This window comes from Paracoccus pacificus (assembly GCF_042680785.1).
Taxonomy (GTDB): domain Bacteria; phylum Pseudomonadota; class Alphaproteobacteria; order Rhodobacterales; family Rhodobacteraceae; genus Paracoccus; species Paracoccus pacificus.
In genome coordinates, this window is the sequence record NZ_JBHUEN010000051.1 from 1 (window position 1) to 18,454 (window position 18,454).

Below are 18,454 nucleotides of genomic sequence, written 5' to 3' on the forward strand. Positions count from 1 at the left end.
CGCTAAGCTGCGGGTCCGCCGAAGCGGCCGTCCAGTCGCTCGGCAGCATTCGTCAAAAAGGGCTCTGACCCGACTTGCGGCGCTGCGGCACCATTATTCAGCCTCTCGGCCACAGCTGCCTGGCAAGAGCGGCCCAGGGACGAAGCCGCTCCGCGGCACTGTCGTCCGTGGCTGGCGTCTGGCGTTAATCTGATCGCGGTGCATTTGGCGACGGCTGTTTCTGGCTGACGATTGAGACCTCTCAATCGACAGACAGGAGGTTCTCATGGGCGAAGAGAGGATTTCACCGCTGCGCCAGCGGATGATCGAGGACATGCGCATCCGTGGCATGGGCGAGAAGGCGCAGGCTGCGCATATCCGGGCGATCAGGGATTTCGCGGCCTTTCTCGGGCATTCGCCTGATACGGCCACGCCAGAGGAACTGCGGGCCTATCAGTTGTACATGACCGACACCGGAGTCACGCCGTCGACGTTCAATATTCGGATCGTGGCGCTGAGGTTTTTCTTCGGCATGACCTGCGGGCGCGAGGATATGAAGCGGTTCATGCAGTTCCGCACCGAGCCGCGCAAGCTGCCGGTGGTCTTCAGCGTCGAGGAAGTCTCTCACATCCTGATGGCGGCGCCCGGGCCGGGGCTGAAGTATCGAGCGGCGCTCAGCATCTCATACGGCGCGGGTCTGCGGGCCGCCGAGGTCTGCAACCTGAAGATCGGCGACATCGACAGCGACCGGATGCTGATCCATGTCGAGCAGGGCAAGGGCAGGAAAGACCGCAAGGTGATGCTGTCGCCGGGCCTGCTGAACTTGCTGCGCGACTGGTGGCGCGAGGCGCGGCCGGAGGGCTGGCTGTTCCCGGGCAAGCCCAAGATCAACCCGATCTCGCCGCGCCAGCTGAACCGGGCCTTCACCTCCGCCAAGCATATGGCGGGGATCTCCAAACCCGCGACGCTGCACACGCTGCGGCACAGCTTCGCCACCCATCTGCTGGAGGCGAACACGGACGTGCGGGTGATCCAGGTTCTGCTTGGCCATGCCAAGCTGACTACCACGGCGCAGTATACCCATGTCGCGACGAAGACGATCCGTGATGTCGTCAGCCCCTATGAGATGCTGGCGAAGTTGCAGGATCAGACCGTGAAGCGAAGCCTGGAGTGACCGGTGCCGGGCGTGTCCCGGCCGGGGCTGGAGATCGCTGATATCTTCCGACGATACGGCCCCGCGTGGCGGCGGGCCAATTCCGGGCATGTCAGCCTGACCCAGCTGAAGGTGATGTCGGCCATCGAGACCTGCCGGACCGAAGCGCTTGGCGGGCATGTGGCGGGCTGTGCCAAGTGCGGCCACCACCATATCGCCTATAACAGCTGCAAGAACCGGCATTGCCCCAAGTGTCAGGGACCAGCGGCGCGCGACTGGATGGAAGCGCGCGCCTTGGACCTGCTGCCGGTGGAGTATTTCCACGTCGTCTTCACCCTGCCGGCCGGGATCGCGCAGGTCGCGTTCTGGAACAAAGGGGCGGTGTATGGGCTGCTGTTCAAGGCATCGGCGGAAACGGTCATGACCATCGCCGCCGACCCCAAGCGCCTTGGCGCCCGTGTCGGCATGACGGCGGTGCTGCACACCTGGGGATCGGCGCTGACGCATCATCCCCACATCCACATGATCGTACCGGGCGGCGGTCTGTCGTTCGACGGCGCCAGATGGGTTGCCTGCAAGCGCGGGTTTTTCCTGCATGTGCGGGTTCTGTCGCGGCTGTTCCGACGCCTGTTTCTGGACGGACTGAGGGATCTGCACCGGGCCGGTCAGTTGGTATTCCACGGCGATCTGGCCGGGCTGACGGATGAGCGCACCTTCACCGCCTGGCTCGCCCCGTTCCGCAAATCCGAATGGGTGGTCTATGCCAAGCCGCCCTTCGGCGGCCCCGAAGCCGTGCTGGCCTATCTCAGCCGATACACCCATCGTATCGCCATCTCGAACCACCGCCTGATCAGCGCAGACGCCGAGACCGTGGCCTTCCGCTGGAAGGATTATCGCATCAAGCACGGCGACCGGCAGAAGGTCATGCGCCTGGCCACGCCCGAGTTCATCCGCCGCTTCCTGATCCATGTCCTGCCCGATGGCTTCCACCGCATCCGTCATTACGGCCTGCTCGCCAGCGCCACCCGCAAGGCCAACATTGCGACGATCAGGATCCTGCTCGGCGCAAATCCGCCGGAGCAGGCACCGCCACCCAATGCGGAGACCGCCCCGCTCACCCTGCGCGAACCATGCCCCTGCTGCGGCGGCCCGATGCGCATCGTCGAAATCTTCCGTCGCGGGCAGAAACCACAATCGCGCGCGCCACCCCGGGAGCAGGCCGCATGACGAAGCGCCCGTCATTACCGAGAGAAATGCCCCGGCGCGTGACCGCAGGCCGGAAATCACCTCCGGCTTGCCCGCTGCCGCGATCAGCCTGAAAATGCATCATCATCTGCTCCGGCCGACTCCCAAAACAGCACTACCAACCGATCCGGCAAGCCGTCGAGGCCTTCCTGTCCCTGCCAGCCGACGCTCTGACCCGGCCGTCGCCACATCGCGCGGCACACTTTCCCCATAGACAGCGCCCGGCACCACGCGGCTTCCACCTTGGGAGGATTTCCAACGCGGGCCGACCACACACCAGGCCGCACCCTTGCGCCGCGGCCCACATCGGAAATCCTTCACCAAAGCGGACCTTCATCCCGACGCCGAGCGCCGCGTTGCAGCTTCTCCAGACCGGCCATTCGCTGCGGGTGCTCGATTTCTTTAGTGTCTGAGGTCCGCACTGCGGGACTTTTCGGGCTTTCGCTGCGCCGTTCACGAAGGTCCGTTGCCCCCTCTTCTTCAGGGTGGACTAAGCATCGAGTAACGCATCGATCACCGCGCATTCTGGGGCAGCATCGCCGGTGCATCGCGCAACAGTGTCCGACAGGACGCGCTCGATGCGCTGCAGATCGGCAATCTTGGCCTGAACGTCAGTCAGATGATCTTCGGCGATGATCTGCACCTCGGCGCATGTCCGGGATCGGTCATCGACCAGCCCAAGCAGCCCGCGAACCTCTTCGAGAGAAAAGCCTAGATCGCGGGACCGCATGACGAATTTCAGCCGCTTGACGTGGGCATCGTCGTAGCTTCGGTAGCCCTTCGTACTGCGCGGCGGGTCCGGCATGATCCCGATTTTCTCGTAATAGCGAATGGTTTCCAGGTTGCAGCCCGTTGCGCGGGCCAAATCGCCCCGCCGAATTGATCTCACGCTTGTGTTACTCATTGTGCCGAAAAATCCCTTGAGCCTGTATCAACTACAGACCCTAGAACGGTGGAAACATCTGTTCAAGGAAGATTCGATGGAACATCATTTGGCGGAACTTCCGCAATCTCAGTCGCAGAAAATTGGCGACGAAACCACCAAGGGATGGGGCGTGACCGGCCTCGGCGTCCTCGGTGCGCTGGCGATGACTTCTTGCTGCATCCTTCCATTGGTGCTGGTCAGCTTTGGCGTGACAGGCGTGTTCATCGCGCAGCTCGGGGCGCTCTATGCCTACAAATGGTACACCTTCGCGCTGAGCGCCGCGTTTTTGGGATACGGCTTCTACAAGGCTTACAAGCCTGTAGATGCCGAGGCCTGTGCCGATGGCACCTGCGCCCGCCCCATCGACCGCCGCATCATGCGCGCAACCCTCTGGGCCGCTTCCGCGATTGTCGCTGTCGCCATGATCTTTCCCTACATCACCCCCTTCATCCTGAAATTCTGAACGAGGACCATGACCATGAAGCATCTCCTGTTATCCGCCCTGGCCATCGTCGCACTCTCGACCCCGGCCCTCGCTGAAGAGCGCCAGGTCGAGATCGCCGTCAGCGAACTGACATGCCCGTCCTGTTCGTTCATTGTTGCCAGCTCGATGCGCGGTGTTCCGTCGGTCGAGATCGCCGCATTCGAGGACGGCCCCGAATACGGGCAGGGTGTTTACAGCGTGACCTACGATGACGCCGAAACTTCCATCGAAAGCATCATCGGCGCGGTGACGGCCAATGGCTATCCGGCGCAGGTGCTGCCCGACACAGCCTCCTGAGCCGCCTGCAATGCGTGACAATCTCCTGCAATGCGTGACAATCTGATGGGTGGCCTGCTGGCCTTCGGAATAGCAGCTCCGGTCGTGGTCGTCTGCTGCGGCGGCGGAACTGCCGTGCTTGCAGCGTTGTTCGGCGGCGTTGGGGCTTGGCTCTCTGGAATGAGTGGCATTGCCGTGCTGGTTTTGGCGGGTCTGACCTACCTGATCGTCCGCGCACTGCGTCGTTCGCAAATGAAACGCGCCTCCGGCCCCGACCCATCACAGAGAAAGACGGCTCCTTGACTGACACACCTGAAAATTCCGACCGTCTGCTGAAATGGGGGCTTGGCGGTGCGCTCTTCGCCGCGCTCTGCTGCTTTACACCGCTTCTGGTCGTCATCGTCGCTGGCGTCGGATTGTCGGCCCTCACGGGCTGGCTCGATTACGCCCTGTTCCCGCTGCTGTTTTTCAGCCTCGCCGTGGTGGCAAAGGCCCTTTGGCTGCGCGCTGGCAAACCGGGACCGGCCCCGAAACTTTGGGCCACCGGCCTCGCGGTGGCCCTGTCGATCCTGATCATTCTTCTCGAATTCAGGTTCGCAATACGGATCACAATCGGCGTTTTCGCCGCCACAGCACTCTACGCGGTTCTCCTGAACCGTGCGCAAAAGAAAGGATCGCTCTTATGATGATGGGATGTTGCACCGCCACCGGCATGGTCTTCGGCCTCCTCGGCATGTTGACACCGCTGATCGCCATCGGCGCGGTCATATATCTGCTCGCCGCCAGACCAAAAGACCCCGAACATGGCGAGGCGCGCTGAGATGAAAGACCTGAACAAAACCGACGATGAACAGGGCGGCTATGACCTGATCGTTCTTGGGGCCGGATCGGCGGGGTTCTCCGCCGCAATTACCGGCGCGGATGCCGGAAAGCGTGTCGCCCTCGTAGGACATGGCACCATCGGCGGAACTTGCGTCAACGTGGGATGCGTGCCCTCCAAGGCGATGATCCGTGCGGCAGAGGCCGTGCACTGTGCGGGGGCTGCCAAGCGGTTCCCCGGCCTGTCGGGACGGGCACAAGTGGATGATTGGCAGACGCTCGTTCAGTCCAAGGACGATCTGGTCACGACCCTGCGCCAGAAGAAATACGCGGACCTTCTGCCGGAATATGAGGATGTCGATTACATCGACGCCGGTCCCGCGCGGCTGATCGAAGGTGGCGTGACAGTCGGTGAGCGAACCCTGAAAGCACCGAGGACCATCATCGCCACGGGCGGGCGTCCCGTTCTGCCGACCATCGACGGCATCGAGGAAATCGGCGCGCTCAACAGCACCAGTCTTCTGGAACTCGAAGTACTGCCGAAAAGCCTGATCTTCATCGGCGCGGGCTACATCGGCGCGGAGCTGGCCCAGATGATGAGCCGCATGGGCGTGAAGGTCACGCTTGTCGCCCGTTCGCATCTGTTGCCCGGCGCGGAACCAGAGGTCTCGGAGGCATTGGCGGCGGCGTTCGAGGCCGAAGGCATCACTCTTCTGACCGGGTTAAGCTACGACACTGTGCGCCGCGACGACGCGGGCGTGACACTGCGCGTGATCCAGAACGGAAAGCCTGTCGAAGTGACGGCGGATCACCTCGTTTCGACCGCTGGCAGGCGGGCCAATACCAAAGATATGGGCCTGGACGCAATCGGCGTGGAAACCGACGCGCGTGGGTCCATCGTCGTCGGCGAGGACATGCAGACATCGGTGCGCGGCATCTATGCCGCAGGCGATGTGACCGACCGCGACCAGTTCGTCTATATGGCGGCCTATGGTGCAAAGCTCGCGGCCAAAAATGCGGTTCTCGGCGAAGACCATCGCTACGACAACGCCGCGATGCCCTGGGTGGTGTTTTCCGACCCGCAGGTCGCGGGCGTCGGTCTCGGTGAAGCCCAGGCGCGGGACGCGGGCCTCGACGTCAAGACGTCCATCGTACCGCTCGATCAGGTGCCGCGCGCACTGGCCGCACGCGACACGCGCGGATTGATCAAGCTGGTGGCGGACAGAAAGTCCGACCGGCTGCTTGGCGGCCAGATCATCGCGCCCGAGGGGTCCGATACGATCCAGACCCTCGTTATGGCGCTGAAGTTTGGCATGACCACAAAGGCGCTCGGGGAGACGATCTTCCCCTATCTGACGACCGTGGAAGGGCTGAAGCTGGCGGCGCAAACCTTCGATATGGACGTGGCAAAGTTGAGCTGCTGCGCCGGATGAAGATCAGGACAAGGACCGGAGAATGAATGAAGACTACGACCTGATCGTCATCGGGGCGGGCATGGCGGGCGTGGCCGCGGCCAACAAATGTGGCGCGGCAGGATGGCGTGTCGCCATTGTCGATGCGCTGCCCTACGGCGGCACCTGCGCATTGCGCGGCTGCGATCCAAAGAAAATCCTGCGGCGCGGTGCGGAAATCATGGACGCGGCACGGCTCATGCAGGGCAAGGGGATCGATCCCGGTGATCTGTCGATCAACTGGGCCGATCTGATGGCACACAAGCGTGGCTTCACCGATCCCGTGCCGGACAAGATGGAAAAGGGCCTGTCGGGCAACGGCGTCGAAACCCTGCATGGAGCCGCGCGGTTCACGGGAAGCAACACGCTGGAGGTCGATGGAACGGCATATCAGTCGGAACGGTTCCTCGTGGCCGCCGGTGCCATGCCCAGGCCGCTGAGCTTCACAGGGGCCGATCTCGTGATCGACAGCACGGATTTCCTCAACCTGGAGGCCCTTCCCAATCGGGTTCTTTTTATCGGTGGCGGCTTCGTGTCCTTCGAGTTTGCGCATATCGCCGCACGGGCCGGAGCCAACCCGATCATCGTGGATCGTGGCGCCCGGCCCTTACGCGGCTTCGATCCCGATCTGGTCGAAATGCTGATCGACCGCAGCGGCGGTATCGGCGTGGACCTGATGCGCGAAACCGAAATCGTGTCGGTCTCGGAAGCCAGTAGAGCATTCACTGTCGAGGTGAAGTCGGGCGATGAAACCCGAACAATCGAAACCGATCTGGTCGTGCATGGCGCGGGCCGTGTGGCAGCCCTGGCCGATCTGAATCTTGAGGCGGCTGGTGTTGATTACAGCGACAAGGGCATCGTTGTAGCCCCGCATCTGCAAAGCACGACGAACAGCGCGGTCTTTGCCGCCGGAGATTGCGCCGACACCGATGGCATGCCGCTGACGCCAGTCGCAGTGATCGAAGGGAAGGTCGCGGCCTCCAACATGCTCAAAGACACTCAGACCGCACCGGATTATGCCGGTATTCCTACAGCCGTCTTCACAGTCCCGGAAGTGGCGCGTGTCGGTATGTTGGAAAGTGAGGCAAGGGACGCCGGGTATGATGTCGATGTTCGGTTCACCGACACTGGCGATTGGTATTCGAACTACCGGATCGGCGAGACCTCTGCTGCCGCGAAGGTCCTCGTGGACAAGTCGAACGGCAAGATCCTCGGCGCGCACCTGTTCGGCCCGGAATACGGCGAACTGATCAATTTCTTCGGGCTGGCAATCAAGCTGGGCCTGGCGGCCAAGCAACTTAAGTCGATGACGGCGGCCTATCCAAGTGTTGGATCGGATTTGGGCTCGCTTCTCTGAATTTGAAAGATTTTTCGCAATAGACCCGATCCTCCTCGGAACGTATGTCTGGCCCGATGAAGACGGTTCTTATCTACTTCGCCGCTGCGCTGGCCGAAATTGCCGGATGCTTTGCTTTCTGGGCCTGGTTCCGGCTGGACAAGAGCGTGTTTTGGTTGGCACCGGGCATGCTGTCCCTTGCCGCTTTCGCCTGGCTACTGGCGCTCAGCCCCGCCGATCAGGCGGGCCGCGCCTATGCAGTCTACGGTGGCGTTTACATCGTATCGTCCCTGCTGTGGCTATGGGGCGTAGAAGGGCATCGCCCGGATCAATGGGATGTAGTTGGAGCGGTCATTTGCCTTGTCGGTGCGGGTATTATTCTCTGGGCACCGCGCAGTATTTGAGAGGCAGCCGCAGACGGGGTGAAGCGCTGAATCGTTCGATTAGATCGCCTTTTGGTTCACGCGTTCCGACAACTCGGCGCTGCTTTCCCTCCGCATCGCGGCTGCGATCAAGCAGGTTTTCTACCGCCCTCGAAAGCAGCGATACATCCTTTACGCAGCATCGGTCAAAGTGGGCTCGATGCGGTCATGCGGCGGTGCGGCAGGCCGTGTGACCATCCTGGCAGAGCGACATGGCACGCCCGGCCCAGATGTATGTGCCGGCTGCTGTTCGCAATTGAGAAATCGGCGCGTCTTCGGAAATCGCTCATATGTATCCGGCCTGTTTGTCGGCTCGCGGGCCGTGGCCTCGATGGTGTTACGCACGCACCTTGGTCTCATTAGCGGCAAGGTCGATAATGACCTAAAGGGCCGTCAGACTCTGGGGGCGTAGTTTCTCCGTTCCATGCTGTCCTCTTTCGCGAACTCCGTGGTGACCGGGAGGCTGTCAGATTGCTTCCATGGTCGGATCTCTGGGGGTGTCGAACCGCGTGCCGTGACGCAGGATGCTCCACGCCGTGCGGGCCAGCTTGTTGGCCAGGGCAACCGCAGCCTTGTTCCTGGGCATTCGGGATGCGGCGCGTTCGAGCCAGGCTCCGAAGCTGAACGCCTGCCAACGGTGGGGGCGCATCATGATCACCTTGGCGGCCTGCACGAAGAGCATGCGCAGGTATCGGCTTCCCCGCTTGGTGATCCGTCCGAGGATCGTACGCCCGCCCGTGCTGAACTGTCGGGGCACCAGCCCAACCCAGGCGGCAAAGTCGCGGCCCCGGTCGAAGACCTCGCCCCGACCGACCGCCGCGACCATGGCCGTCGAAATCATCGGTCCGATACCCGGGATCGACATGATGTTCGCGCAGTTCTCTTCCGTACGGCTGATATCCTCGATCTCGGTTGATACGGCGGCAATCCGGTCATCGAGCCAGAGCCAGTCGCCGTAAAGCCCGATCAGGATATTCCGCATCCGGGCAGAGATCTCGTCGCGCCGCTGTTCGAGGATCGTCTCGAAGGAATTCCGCAAGGCGCGGAGCCCGCTGCGGACCGCGATCCCCTGTTCGATCAGGAAAGCCCGGATCTGGTTGATCGTTGCCGTACGTCGCGAGACGAGCCGAGACCGAACCCGGTGCAGGGCCTGAAGGTCGAGCTGGTCCTGGCTCTTCTCCGTCACCGTCCGAAGGTTCGGCCGCAGGGAGGCTTCGGCGATCGCCTCCGCATCGTTGTAGTCGTTCTTTTGGCCTTTGTTGAACGGCTTCACGTAGATCGCCGGAATGATCCGCGGATCGAACCCCAAGTCGCGCAGCCTTCGGCTGACGAAATGGGCGCTGAGGCAGGCCTCCATCCCGACCACGCATCGTGGCAACGTCTCGAACGTTGCGTCCAGTGCGAGCCGCTTGATCTGCTTGCGCAAAACCACCTGACCCGAGCGGTCGAAACCGACTAGGTGGAAGGTATCCTTGCCGATGTCGATGCCGACAACTGCCAGGTCTTCAATGCTTCCTGTCTTCTTCGCACACATGGCTGCTTCTCCTTTGGCGCGGATGATCCCGGTTCAGGATAACCCAACGGTGGGGGAAGCAGCCGGCACATCCCATTAGCGGGGTCGCGTCCGTCAAGGTGGTGTAATTTTCCGGATGGCCTGAGGGCATGATCAGGCGGCTTTCGTTGTGATGCTGAGAATGGGGTCGATCTCCTCCTTGTCGATCTGGGCGAAGGCTTCGACCATCATGTATCGACTGGCGGTCTGCCATTCGTCGTTCTGCTCGAAGAGCACGGCACCGATCAGGCGCATGATGGAGGCTTCGTTCGGGAAGATCCCGACGACATCGGCGCGGCGCTTCACCTCCTTGTTCAGGCGTTCGATCGGGTTCGTGCTGTGCAGCTTGGTGCGATGCTGGCGTGGGAAGGACATGTAGGCCAGCACGTCGTGCTCGCTGTCGTCCATGAGGTCGGCCAGCTTTGGCCATCGCGGACGCAGTTGTTCGGCCACCTTGCGCCAGGTTTCACCGGCATGGGCGCGGTCGGGCTGATCGAAGGCCTGGCGGATCGCGGCGGCGATGACGGTGTGCTGGCCACGCGAGACATGCGCCAGCGCATTGCGCATCCAGTGAACGCGGCAGCGCTGCCAGGTCGCCTCGAATACCCGGGCGATGGCAGCCTTGAGGCCGGTATGGGCGTCGCTGATGACCAGCCGCACGCCTCCGAGCCCGCGGGCCTTCAGCGACCGCAGGAACTCGGTCCAGAAGGTCTCGGCTTCGGACGGACCAATGCCCAGGCCGATGATTTCCCTGCGCCCCTCGGTGTTGGCAGCAACGGCAATTATGGCCGCCACGGGCACGATGCGCCCGCCCTGGCGCACCTTCAGATAGGTGGCATCCAGCCAGAGATAGGGCCAGTCGCCGGTCAGCGGGCGGTTGAGGAACTCGCCGACCCGCTCGTCGATATCCTTGCACAGCTTCGATACCGTGCTCTTGGAGATGCCCGATAGCCCCATGGCCTGCACCAGCTCGTCCACGCGGCGGGTCGAGACGCCACCGATCCAGGCTTCCTGGATCACCGCGACCAGCGCCTGCTCCGAGGTTTTGCGCGCCTCCAGGAAGCCGGGAAAGTAACTGCCCTGCCTGAGCTTCGGCACCCGCAGGTTCAAGGTGCCCAAACGGGTATCGAGAGCGCGCTCTCGATACCCGTTCCGCCAAGTCGTGCGCTCACCGCTGCGTTCATGCCGTCCGGCGCCGATCAGCCCGTCGACATCGCTCTCCATGATCAGTTGAAGGACGGCTTCGGCAATGCCGCGCAGAAAGTCGCCCTGATCATGCTTGGCCAGAAGCTCGGACAGGTCCATGTTGGATTTGGTCATCGGGGTCTCCGTAAGGTTCGTGGTTGAAGCGTCGAAACTCCACCTCGACCATACACCTCGATGGCCACCCGGGATTACACCGATGAAGGCGCAGAAATTACACCACGTCCTCGGACGCTAACCATTAGCGGACCATGGGCTCAGCCGAATTGCTGCGGTGCAGCTTCTCCAGACCGGACGTCTATGCACGACGCAGCAATGCGGCGCTCCCAAGATAGCAGAGCCACTGGCCGGCGACGACGTCGCGCTCACCGCTAGGGTGCTATACCTCAACAAATAGGAGAGAGTATGGATTACAGAGCGGCAACTACTATCCAGCCTTCCGGTCATAGGTGGTTTCACCTACTTTGGTCGGAGAAAATGATCTGAGGGCGAAGTGAAGATATTCTTAGGATATGCGTCGGAGCACACCGAAACAGCTCGTGAGATTCATGGGTTCCTCAAAACCATCAACGACGATGTCTGGTTCGACAAGGAGTCGCTTGTCGGTGGTGATGACTGGGATCGAGAGCGCGCTGCCGCCCAGCAGAGTGCCGATTTCGTCATTCATCTAATTTCAAGCGAAGTGTTTGCCCGTGCGGGTGTCGTAAACCGCGAGATAAAGCAGACCCTCAAGCTGGTGGAAGATCAACCAATTGGGGCTAGTTACGTTGTTTTTATGCGCCTAGATGATCTCCGGATGCCAGCGGAGCTAATCCGCTTCCAATACATCGACCATTTCAACGACGCTTGGAGGGATCAACTTGCGCAGGCGGTGGCTAAGCGAGCAGCGCAACTCGGAGGCGTCGTTGTAAAGGTCGGGCCAGAAACGACGACCACTGTGACCGAGACAGGCCAAAGCCAAGAAGGCAAGAAGCAGTTGGCACGGGTAGAGTCTGCGGTGACGACTGAATTTTACGTCGTGTCATCTGATCACATTCAGTACCCATCCGATGGGATCTATTGGGACTTTGTAAATGCGCGCCTCGCTTCCGAGGCATTGGGTGGCTTTGTAGGTGCGATTGCCGACTTCAAGCGATTGGACGAGGACGACAAGAGGCGGATCAAGGAATACAACGTGCCCCACGAGTGGGGCTTTACGATGCAGGAGTTTTTCAGGCGCGGTGATCTTCTTTCTGTCCGTTCATCCATCTACTGGTATGGCGGAGGCGCTCATCCGAACCATGGCATCACAACACTTAACTTCCTTGGCCCCGACTACGGGCTTTGCACGATAAAGGACCTGCTCGGCCACGACGACGACAAAGCATTTCGATTGGTTGACTACTGCAAAAAAGTTCTGCTTGCGATGTTCGATGGCGAAGGACTCGAGGATTTCATCACTCGTACTTTTGAAGACCGGAAATACACTTGGAACTTGGCATCGCAGTTCAACTTCGACGAGCGCGGTTTAACCATCAATTTCAGCCCCTACGATGTGCTGCCGTATGCTTTTGGTTCACATGAGGTCTTCGTGCCTTGGCGGTTTGTCGACGCGATTCTTGACGAGCGGTTTGCAGATCTTGAGTCGAAATTGAACGGTTCAGCCGCCGTCGTAGTGGGGTCCAAGTGAATAAACCTCTACCGCCAATGTAGGCACTACTATGTTCGCCTTGTGCCCACCCGCGGACGAGCTCTGGTCCACCCTCACACGCCGAGCCGAATATCTGCTACGTCCGAGTTGCGGTCGCGACGTAAGCGCGACGACGTGGCCCTATGGTAAGGTTCCGCCGAAGGCCGTCTGCTCGGTCTGAGCTTCATGACGTAAGGCATGCCTTATGTCATGTGCTAAGGTCATTTCACAATTTGAGGTCCTGCCGCCGGGCGATCTTGGTCGACGGCGGCAATGGACGGATGCGGAGAAGATCCGCATCGTCGAGGAAAGCTATCGCGGGCACCGGCAGGGATCTGCGGTCGCGCGTCGGCACGGGATATCTCGCGCCCTGCTGACGCAGTGGCGGCGGGCCTATCACAAGGGCCTGCTGGAGGGCGGTCCCACTGCATTCTCACCGGTGGAGATCGCGGTGGACCCGCGGCCGGCAATGCCGGGCACGCCGCCAGCGGCGGAGGCCAGCGATCGGATCGAGATCACGCTGGCCAACGGGCGGCGGTTGAGCGTGGCCCTGTCGATCGATGCCGACAGGCTTGTGCGGATCGTCCGGGTTCTGGAGCAGACATGATCGCGTTTCCGGCGGGTACGAAGGTCTGGGTCGCGGGCGGTGTAACGGACATGAGGAAGGGCATCAACACGCTGGCGCTGCTGGTGCAGGAGGGGCTCGGGCGCGACCCGCATGCGGGCGAGATATTCTGCTTCCGGGGGAGGAAGGCAGACATGGTGAAACTGCTCTGGTTCGACGGGGTCGGCATGTCGCTTTACATGAAGCGGCTGGAAGCGGGGAAGTTCATCTGGCCTTCGAGTGGGTCCGGCGAGGCGGTGCAGATCTCTGCCGCCCAGCTGGGTTATCTTCTGGACGGAATCGACTGGCGCAACCCGAGATGGACGCAAAGGCCTGAAAAGGCAGGATAAATCTGCCTCACCTGGTTCTTTCCGATGGGCTTTCCCGGGGTGGTCTGGTAGGTCTCGGCCATGCCCGGGACCGCCTCCGAACTTGAGAAACTGCGCGCCGCGCTCGCTGCGTCGGAAAGGCGTGCCTCGGCGGCCGAGGGGCGTGCCGCGGCCGCGGAAGCCGATCTTGCGCAGGCGCGCGCGGTGGTCTCGACCTCCGAGGCGATGATCGCGGCACTCAAGCTGGAAATCGCGCTCTTGCGGCGCGACAAATATGGCCACGGTGCAGAACGCACCGCCCGGCTCGACCAGCTGGAATTGCAGCTCGAAGAGCTGGTGGCCGACGCTGCCGAGGACAAGGCCCGGGCCGACCAGGCGGCAGAAAAGACAACGAAGGTCGCGGCCTTCGAGCGGCGCAAACCCGTGAAAAAACCCTTCCCCGAGCATCTGCCGCGCGAGCGGGTGGTGGTCGAAGCGCCGACGACCTGTTCCTGTTGCGGCTCGGACCGCATCGTGAAGATGGGTGAGGACGTCACCGATACGCTGGAGGTCATCCCCCGACAGTGGAAGGTGATCCAGACGGTCCGGGAGAAGTTTACCTGCCGGGTGTGTGAGAAGATCAGCCAATCCCCGGCGCCGTTCCATCCGGTCCCGCGGGGCTGGGCCGGTCCGAGCCTGCTGGCCATGATCGTCTTCGAAAAGTACGGCCAGCATCAGCCATTGAACCGTCAGGCAGAACGCTATGCCCGGGAAGGCGTGGAGCTCAGCCTCTCGACGCTGGCCGACCAGGTGGGCGCGGTGGCCGATCTGCTGAAGCCGCTCCACGCGCTGATCGAGGCGCATGTCATGGCGGCAGAGCGTCTGCATGGCGACGATACGACGGTGCCGCTGTTGGCGCGTGGCGGGACCAAAACCGCGCGGCTCTGGACCTATGTGCGCGACGACCGGCCCTTTGGCGGCATCGCCCCGCCGGCTGTGTTCTTCCGCTTCTCCCGCGACCGGGGCGGCGAACATCCGACCGAACATCTCACCGGCTGGCAGGGCATTCTGCAAGCCGATGCCTATGCCGGCTACAACCAGCTCTACAAAGGCGACCGCAAGCCGGGGCCTGTTCTGCCCGCGCTCTGTTGGAGCCACGCCCGCCGCAAGTTCTTCGAACTTGCGGATGTCGAGGGGAACATCCGCAAGGGCAAGTCGCCCAATGAAATCTCGCCCATCGCCTTCGAGGCGGTGAAGCGCATCGACGCGCTGTTCGAGATCGAACGCGGTCTGAATGGCCTCGACCCAGCCGCCCGTCTCGAGGCGCGGCAGCGCCTGTCCGCGCCCGTGGTCGAAAACCTGGAACGCTGGCTGCGCGGCGAACGCGCGAAACTGTCGAAGCACGTCAAGGTCGCCAAGGCGATCGATTATCTCCTGTCAGCCGACCACTGGCCGGGCTTCACCCGTTTCCTGGACGACGGCCGGGTCTGCCTCAGCAACAACGCCGCCGAGCGGTCGCTGCGCGGTGTGGCTTTGGGCAGAAAATCCTGGCTCTTCGCAGGCTCCGAACGCGGCGGGCAGCGCGCCGCCGCCATGTACACCCTGATTGGTACCGCCAAGCTGAACGGCATCGATCCGCAAGCCTGGCTCGCCGATGTCATCGCCCGCATCTCCGACCTGCCGGTCTCGCGACTGCCCGCATTGTTGCCATGGAACTGGCAAAAACCGGCAGCCAGTTCGGCCGAGGCCGCCTGATGGCCCGCGTCACGCAGGTCGTCACCATCGACGAGGTCGCCAGACAGATTGGCGAGAACCTGGAACTCATCGAACTCGTCAGTGCCAATTCCGACAATGTCGACTATGGCGAGACGATCTGGGTCGACAACGGTACCGACGAAGGCATCACGACCTTCACGGACCGCGGCATCGAATGCCTGCGGGAACTTCTCGCAGACATCCGGACATGGGACGGCGGAATCCTTGAATTCCTGCAGGACGAGAAGTGTGAGCCCGACGTCATCGAACGCATCATGGAGCACGAGAAAACCGTTAACTCCAGACGGCCTTCGGCGTGAGCTTACGCCCTATGCGGCGATACTTGACGTCCTGGCGTAGCACCAAGGCATGAGTTCCTCGATGCGTGATCTGGGATGCCCGTCGAGGATGGCGCTGAGGGTGTCGGCGAGGTAGGCGACGGGGTTCACGCCGGACAGCTTGCAGGTGGCGACGAGCGACGCGAGCATGGCCCAATTCTCCGCTCCGATCTCGTTTCCGGCGAAGAGGGCGTTCTTCCGGGTCAGCGCGATCGGGCGGATCTGGTTCTCGACCGGATTGGTGTCGAGCTCGAGGGTGCCGTCGTCGAGGAAGCGGATCAGGCCGGGCCAGTGCGCGAGGGTGTAGCGGATATCCTCGGCCAGCAGGGACTTCTGCGGGATGCGCGAGAGCTGGGTCTCCAGCCAGGGCTTGAGCGCTGCGATGATCGGGAAGGCGTGCTCGCGTCGGGCAGCGAGACGGTTGGCAGGGGCGTGGCCTCGCACCGTCGTCTCGATCTGATAGAGCAGCGCGATCTGGCGCAGCATCTCCTCGGCGATGGGCGAGCCTTCGTTCTCGACGCGCTTGACGAAGCGGCGGCGGACATGGGTCCAGCAATAGACCAGCTGCCATGGCCCTTCATCCCGCGTGATCTCGGTCAGCGCGTTGTAGGACTGGTAGGCGTCGCATTGCAGGAAGCGGCCGCGGTATCCCGCCAGGAACTTCAGCGGATGCTCCCGGCCCCGACCAGGGGCGTAGTGGAACAGCACGATGGGCGGGCCGGCACCGCCATGGCCGCGATCGTCGGACACGACGGCCCAGAAGTAGCCGCTCTTGGTGGCCTTCCGGCCCGGGTCCAGGACCGGCGCGCGGGTCTCGTCCACGAAGATCCGGTCTGCTGCGCGCAGATGGGCCTTCATGTGGTCGATCACGGGCATCAGGTGGAAGCAGGCGCGGCCGACCCAGTTGCCGAGTGTGCCGCGGTCGAGGTGGAGCCCTTGCCGCTCGAAGATCCCGGCCTGGCGGTAGAATGGCAGGTGGTCGCCGAACTTGGACACGATGATCCATGCAATCAGCCGTTCGGTCGGCAGCCCGCCAGGCACGACGTGCTCGGGCGCATGCGCTTGCACTACGGCCTGCGAGCAGCGGCGACAGGCGTATCTCGGGCGCCGCGTCACCAGAACCTGGAACTGCGCCGGGATCACGTCGAGGCGCTCGGAGACATCCTCTCCGATCCGGGCCATCTCGCCACAGCCGCAGGGGCAAAGGGTGCTGGCCGGCTCGATCACGCGTTCGATCCGAGGCAGGTCCGGTGGCAGATACCCGCGGTTGCGCGCAGGCTTGCGCGGTTCATCTCCGCGCGCCCGGGCAAGTGCTGCCTCGGCCTTCTCCTGTGCGGCCTCCAGCACGCCCTGGGCCAGTTCGGCGTCCTCGAGCGGCAGATTGAACTGGTCGGGCGACAGCTTCTCGGAACTCTTGCCGAAGCGTTCGCGCTGCGAGGCGCGCAATATGCCCTCCAGCCGGCGGTTCGCCTCCTTTATCTCCGCGAGCGCGGCCTCGACCTCCGCCAGGCGGGCCTTCAGATGAGCGTTCTCGCGGCTGAGAGTGTCGGCATCCATGCCAAAAGTGAATCACGCCGATGCCGCTCTGGCCAGTAAAAACGGGACTCTTAGTGCATCGGACGCCCTTATCCTGCAACCAGCGGGCGCCGCACCCGCTCGGGTCTTACCAGCCGCCAGTCCAACCCCTCGAACAGCGCCGCCAGCTGCGCCGAGGACATGCGCATCACCCCATCCCGCACCTGCGGCCAGACAAACTTGCCACCCTCGAGGCGTTTGTGAACCAGCACCATCCCGGTCCGGTCCCAGACCAGCAGCTTGATCCGGTCCGCCCGCTTCGCCCGGAAGACGAAGACCGCCCCGCAGAACGGGTCCAGCCCGAACATCTCCTGCACGGCAAGTGCGAGGCCGTCGATCCCCTTCCGGAAGTCCACCGGCCGGGTCGCGACATAGACCCGAAGCTGCCCGTGCGGGGCGATCATCGCGACGCCGCCCGCGCCGCCCGGATCGACCGCGTCAGCAGAACCTCATCCGCATCAGCACCAACGCGGATCACGACATCGCCGACAACGATCTCCACGCCAGTGCTGACCTCCGTCTTCGCCGGCATCTCCGCTGCGGCGCCCTCGACGACCAGTTCCGCAAACATCGGCAAGGCCGCCACGCTCTCGGGCACGAAAAGCTGCCCCGTCCGCAGCTTCTTCCGCCAGTCGTAGACCTGCCAGCGCGTCGTCCCGTGCCGCCGCGCGACATCGGTTACCGAAACTCCCGGCATCAGGCTCTCCGCCGCGATCCGCGCCCGCTCCGCCTTCGTGCGCCGCCGGCGCCCAGTCGGCCCTTCGATCACCTCCAGCCGCGAAACCCCGCCGCCAGAGGAGCCGTCCAAATGGACGCCCACCTTGCCGTCTCGTTCCAAGCCAACACCTCCGACGTTCATGCGCAAGGAGATTGGCCCGTTCAGATCAACAGCGGCAGGAGGGGATCAGCATCGCGCTTACGTCGCGACTACACGCGCCTCGCGGTCACTTTGGTCCCATCGACTGCGACGACAAATGAAATCCCGTCAGCCTCAATGTGAAAAACGTGCTTTACCATGCTCAGGTTCAGCGTTGGCATTGGGTCTTCGATTTCTGTCGGGGCAACCAATTCGGCGGCGTCGTGTCTGTAGTCGGGCTTATATCCATGAAGCATTACCTTCTTGGGGATGCCACCCATGTCTTCAAAGACTGCTTCCATAGCCAGGACGGCTGCACCATTCCGGTTTAGCACGACCGTTCGGTGGAAAAACGGTTTGATCTTGCGGAGTATGGTCCGCCAAGCCTCGGTGTTGTCGAGGATAGGCTTCCCAGAAAAGAATACTGCCATAAGCCATGTGACCTGCCCCCAGCCGGTCCCTCATTCATAACGAGAGTCTGCAGGTTGGATTTAGGTATTCAGC

General features: G+C 62.5%; 22 protein-coding genes. 15 read left to right on the top strand and 7 right to left on the bottom strand.

All coding sequences use genetic code 11. From position 1 onward, the window contains the following. The first annotated feature begins 265 nt into the window (after positions 1-265). Complete coding sequence (locus tag ACFSCT_RS17740) at positions 266-1,153, top strand: tyrosine-type recombinase/integrase (protein ID WP_271073599.1); 888 nt, start codon at positions 266-268, stop codon at positions 1,151-1,153. A 12-nt stretch (positions 1,154-1,165) separates the two neighbouring features. Next, positions 1,166-2,359: an IS91 family transposase gene (locus tag ACFSCT_RS17745; protein ID WP_379145073.1), complete on the top strand. Its 1,194-nt coding sequence runs from the start codon at positions 1,166-1,168 to the stop codon at positions 2,357-2,359. 508 nt (positions 2,360-2,867) lie between these two features. Here ACFSCT_RS17745 and ACFSCT_RS17750 read toward each other — a convergent pair. After that, positions 2,868-3,281, bottom strand: a complete 414-nt coding sequence (locus ACFSCT_RS17750) for a MerR family transcriptional regulator (RefSeq protein ID WP_153218054.1) — start codon at positions 3,279-3,281, stop codon at positions 2,868-2,870. Positions 3,282-3,357: 76 nt separating this feature from the next. On the opposite strand from ACFSCT_RS17750, the gene ACFSCT_RS17755 reads away from it, so the two are divergent. From ACFSCT_RS17755 to ACFSCT_RS17790, 8 genes are read left to right on the top strand one after another with little or no spacing between them, the layout of a single operon-like run. Beyond that, a complete protein-coding gene (locus ACFSCT_RS17755; RefSeq protein ID WP_379145045.1) occupies positions 3,358-3,765 on the top strand; it encodes a mercuric transporter MerT family protein in 408 nt (135 codons plus the stop codon). 15 nt (positions 3,766-3,780) lie between these two features. Beyond that, positions 3,781-4,083: a heavy-metal-associated domain-containing protein gene (locus tag ACFSCT_RS17760; RefSeq protein WP_040545980.1), complete on the top strand. Its 303-nt coding sequence runs from the start codon at positions 3,781-3,783 to the stop codon at positions 4,081-4,083. Positions 4,084-4,113: 30 nt separating this feature from the next. Beyond that, positions 4,114-4,365, top strand: a complete 252-nt coding sequence (locus ACFSCT_RS17765) for a hypothetical protein (protein ID WP_072629817.1) — start codon at positions 4,114-4,116, stop codon at positions 4,363-4,365. After that, positions 4,362-4,748 carry a mercury resistance system transport protein MerF gene (gene merF, locus ACFSCT_RS17770; protein WP_379145048.1) on the top strand — a complete coding sequence of 129 codons (387 nt, stop codon included), beginning with the start codon at positions 4,362-4,364 and terminating at the stop codon, positions 4,746-4,748. Before ACFSCT_RS17765 ends, merF begins: the two co-directional genes overlap by 4 nt. Then, on the top strand, positions 4,745-4,882 hold the full coding sequence (locus ACFSCT_RS17775; protein ID WP_007803572.1) for a hypothetical protein: 138 nt from the start codon (positions 4,745-4,747) through the stop codon (positions 4,880-4,882). The genes merF and ACFSCT_RS17775 overlap by 4 nt, the downstream gene beginning before the upstream one ends. Before the next feature lies 1 nt (position 4,883). Further along, positions 4,884-6,314, top strand: a complete 1,431-nt coding sequence (gene merA, locus ACFSCT_RS17780; RefSeq protein ID WP_040545982.1) for a mercury(II) reductase — start codon at positions 4,884-4,886, stop codon at positions 6,312-6,314. A gap of 22 nt (positions 6,315-6,336) precedes the next feature. Beyond that, on the top strand, positions 6,337-7,689 hold the full coding sequence (locus ACFSCT_RS17785) for a dihydrolipoyl dehydrogenase family protein (RefSeq protein WP_007803574.1): 1,353 nt from the start codon (positions 6,337-6,339) through the stop codon (positions 7,687-7,689). A gap of 56 nt (positions 7,690-7,745) precedes the next feature. After that, the gene (locus tag ACFSCT_RS17790; protein WP_040546036.1) at positions 7,746-8,072 is read left to right on the top strand and encodes a YnfA family protein; all 327 of its coding nucleotides are present in this window, start codon (positions 7,746-7,748) and stop codon (positions 8,070-8,072) included. A 484-nt stretch (positions 8,073-8,556) separates the two neighbouring features. On the opposite strand, the gene ACFSCT_RS17795 is transcribed toward ACFSCT_RS17790, so the two are convergent. Next, positions 8,557-9,624, bottom strand: a complete 1,068-nt coding sequence (locus ACFSCT_RS17795) for an IS110 family RNA-guided transposase (protein WP_379145051.1) — start codon at positions 9,622-9,624, stop codon at positions 8,557-8,559. A 132-nt stretch (positions 9,625-9,756) separates the two neighbouring features. Then, positions 9,757-10,962 (bottom strand): IS256 family transposase, encoded by a 1,206-nt coding sequence (locus ACFSCT_RS17800; RefSeq protein ID WP_379145053.1) that lies wholly within the window; start codon positions 10,960-10,962, stop codon positions 9,757-9,759. Between the two features lie 376 nt (positions 10,963-11,338). On the opposite strand from ACFSCT_RS17800, the gene ACFSCT_RS17805 reads away from it, so the two are divergent. The 5 genes from ACFSCT_RS17805 (at position 11,339) to ACFSCT_RS17825 (ending at position 15,501) form a co-directional block, all read left to right on the top strand. Beyond that, positions 11,339-12,514, top strand: a complete 1,176-nt coding sequence (locus ACFSCT_RS17805) for a TIR domain-containing protein (RefSeq protein ID WP_379145055.1) — start codon at positions 11,339-11,341, stop codon at positions 12,512-12,514. Positions 12,515-12,719: 205 nt separating this feature from the next. Beyond that, complete coding sequence (gene tnpA, locus ACFSCT_RS17810) at positions 12,720-13,121, top strand: IS66-like element accessory protein TnpA (RefSeq protein WP_379145056.1); 402 nt, start codon at positions 12,720-12,722, stop codon at positions 13,119-13,121. After that, positions 13,118-13,468: an IS66 family insertion sequence element accessory protein TnpB gene (tnpB, locus tag ACFSCT_RS17815; RefSeq protein WP_379145058.1), complete on the top strand. Its 351-nt coding sequence runs from the start codon at positions 13,118-13,120 to the stop codon at positions 13,466-13,468. Before tnpA (ACFSCT_RS17810) ends, tnpB (ACFSCT_RS17815) begins: the two co-directional genes overlap by 4 nt. 60 nt (positions 13,469-13,528) lie before the next feature. Then, positions 13,529-15,181 (top strand): IS66 family transposase, encoded by a 1,653-nt coding sequence (tnpC, locus tag ACFSCT_RS17820; protein WP_379145059.1) that lies wholly within the window; start codon positions 13,529-13,531, stop codon positions 15,179-15,181. Next, positions 15,136-15,501, top strand: coding sequence for a hypothetical protein (locus ACFSCT_RS17825; protein WP_379145061.1), 366 nt, complete (start codon positions 15,136-15,138; stop codon positions 15,499-15,501). Before tnpC (ACFSCT_RS17820) ends, ACFSCT_RS17825 begins: the two co-directional genes overlap by 46 nt. A gap of 9 nt (positions 15,502-15,510) precedes the next feature. Here the strand turns inward: ACFSCT_RS17825 and tnpC (ACFSCT_RS17830) are convergent, their stop codons facing one another. From tnpC (ACFSCT_RS17830) to ACFSCT_RS17845, 4 genes are all read right to left on the bottom strand, one after another. After that, positions 15,511-17,076, bottom strand: coding sequence for an IS66 family transposase (gene tnpC / locus ACFSCT_RS17830; protein WP_379145062.1), 1,566 nt, complete (start codon positions 17,074-17,076; stop codon positions 15,511-15,513). Between the two features lie 68 nt (positions 17,077-17,144). Continuing rightward, positions 17,145-17,498: an IS66 family insertion sequence element accessory protein TnpB gene (gene tnpB / locus ACFSCT_RS17835; RefSeq protein ID WP_379145065.1), complete on the bottom strand. Its 354-nt coding sequence runs from the start codon at positions 17,496-17,498 to the stop codon at positions 17,145-17,147. Next, on the bottom strand, positions 17,495-17,932 hold the full coding sequence (gene tnpA / locus ACFSCT_RS17840; RefSeq protein ID WP_379145067.1) for an IS66-like element accessory protein TnpA: 438 nt from the start codon (positions 17,930-17,932) through the stop codon (positions 17,495-17,497). Before tnpA (ACFSCT_RS17840) ends, tnpB (ACFSCT_RS17835) begins: the two co-directional genes overlap by 4 nt. 89 nt (positions 17,933-18,021) lie before the next feature. Further along, positions 18,022-18,381: a hypothetical protein gene (locus ACFSCT_RS17845; protein WP_379145070.1), complete on the bottom strand. Its 360-nt coding sequence runs from the start codon at positions 18,379-18,381 to the stop codon at positions 18,022-18,024. Between the last annotated feature and the right edge of the window lie 73 nt (positions 18,382-18,454).

Bases quoted from the DNA above. Each gene is read 5' to 3' on its own strand.
- ACFSCT_RS17740 (WP_271073599.1), top strand. From the start codon at position 266: ATGGGCGAAGAGAGGATTTCACCGCTGCGCCAGCGGATGATCGAGGAC.
- ACFSCT_RS17750 (WP_153218054.1), bottom strand. From the start codon at position 3,281: ATGAGTAACACAAGCGTGAGATCAATTCGGCGGGGCGATTTGGCCCGC.
- ACFSCT_RS17755 (WP_379145045.1), top strand. From the start codon at position 3,358: ATGGAACATCATTTGGCGGAACTTCCGCAATCTCAGTCGCAGAAAATT.
- ACFSCT_RS17760 (WP_040545980.1), top strand. From the start codon at position 3,781: ATGAAGCATCTCCTGTTATCCGCCCTGGCCATCGTCGCACTCTCGACC.
- ACFSCT_RS17765 (WP_072629817.1), top strand. From the start codon at position 4,114: ATGCGTGACAATCTGATGGGTGGCCTGCTGGCCTTCGGAATAGCAGCT.
- ACFSCT_RS17775 (WP_007803572.1), top strand. From the start codon at position 4,745: ATGATGATGGGATGTTGCACCGCCACCGGCATGGTCTTCGGCCTCCTC.
- merA (WP_040545982.1), top strand. From the start codon at position 4,884: ATGAAAGACCTGAACAAAACCGACGATGAACAGGGCGGCTATGACCTG.
- ACFSCT_RS17785 (WP_007803574.1), top strand. From the start codon at position 6,337: ATGAATGAAGACTACGACCTGATCGTCATCGGGGCGGGCATGGCGGGC.
- ACFSCT_RS17790 (WP_040546036.1), top strand. From the start codon at position 7,746: ATGAAGACGGTTCTTATCTACTTCGCCGCTGCGCTGGCCGAAATTGCC.
- ACFSCT_RS17795 (WP_379145051.1), bottom strand. From the start codon at position 9,624: ATGTGTGCGAAGAAGACAGGAAGCATTGAAGACCTGGCAGTTGTCGGC.
- ACFSCT_RS17800 (WP_379145053.1), bottom strand. From the start codon at position 10,962: ATGACCAAATCCAACATGGACCTGTCCGAGCTTCTGGCCAAGCATGAT.
- tnpA (WP_379145056.1), top strand. From the start codon at position 12,720: ATGTCATGTGCTAAGGTCATTTCACAATTTGAGGTCCTGCCGCCGGGC.
- tnpB (WP_379145058.1), top strand. From the start codon at position 13,118: ATGATCGCGTTTCCGGCGGGTACGAAGGTCTGGGTCGCGGGCGGTGTA.
- tnpC (WP_379145059.1), top strand. From the start codon at position 13,529: ATGCCCGGGACCGCCTCCGAACTTGAGAAACTGCGCGCCGCGCTCGCT.
- ACFSCT_RS17825 (WP_379145061.1), top strand. From the start codon at position 15,136: ATGGAACTGGCAAAAACCGGCAGCCAGTTCGGCCGAGGCCGCCTGATG.
- tnpC (WP_379145062.1), bottom strand. From the start codon at position 17,076: ATGGATGCCGACACTCTCAGCCGCGAGAACGCTCATCTGAAGGCCCGC.
- tnpB (WP_379145065.1), bottom strand. From the start codon at position 17,498: ATGATCGCCCCGCACGGGCAGCTTCGGGTCTATGTCGCGACCCGGCCG.
- ACFSCT_RS17845 (WP_379145070.1), bottom strand. From the start codon at position 18,381: ATGGCAGTATTCTTTTCTGGGAAGCCTATCCTCGACAACACCGAGGCT.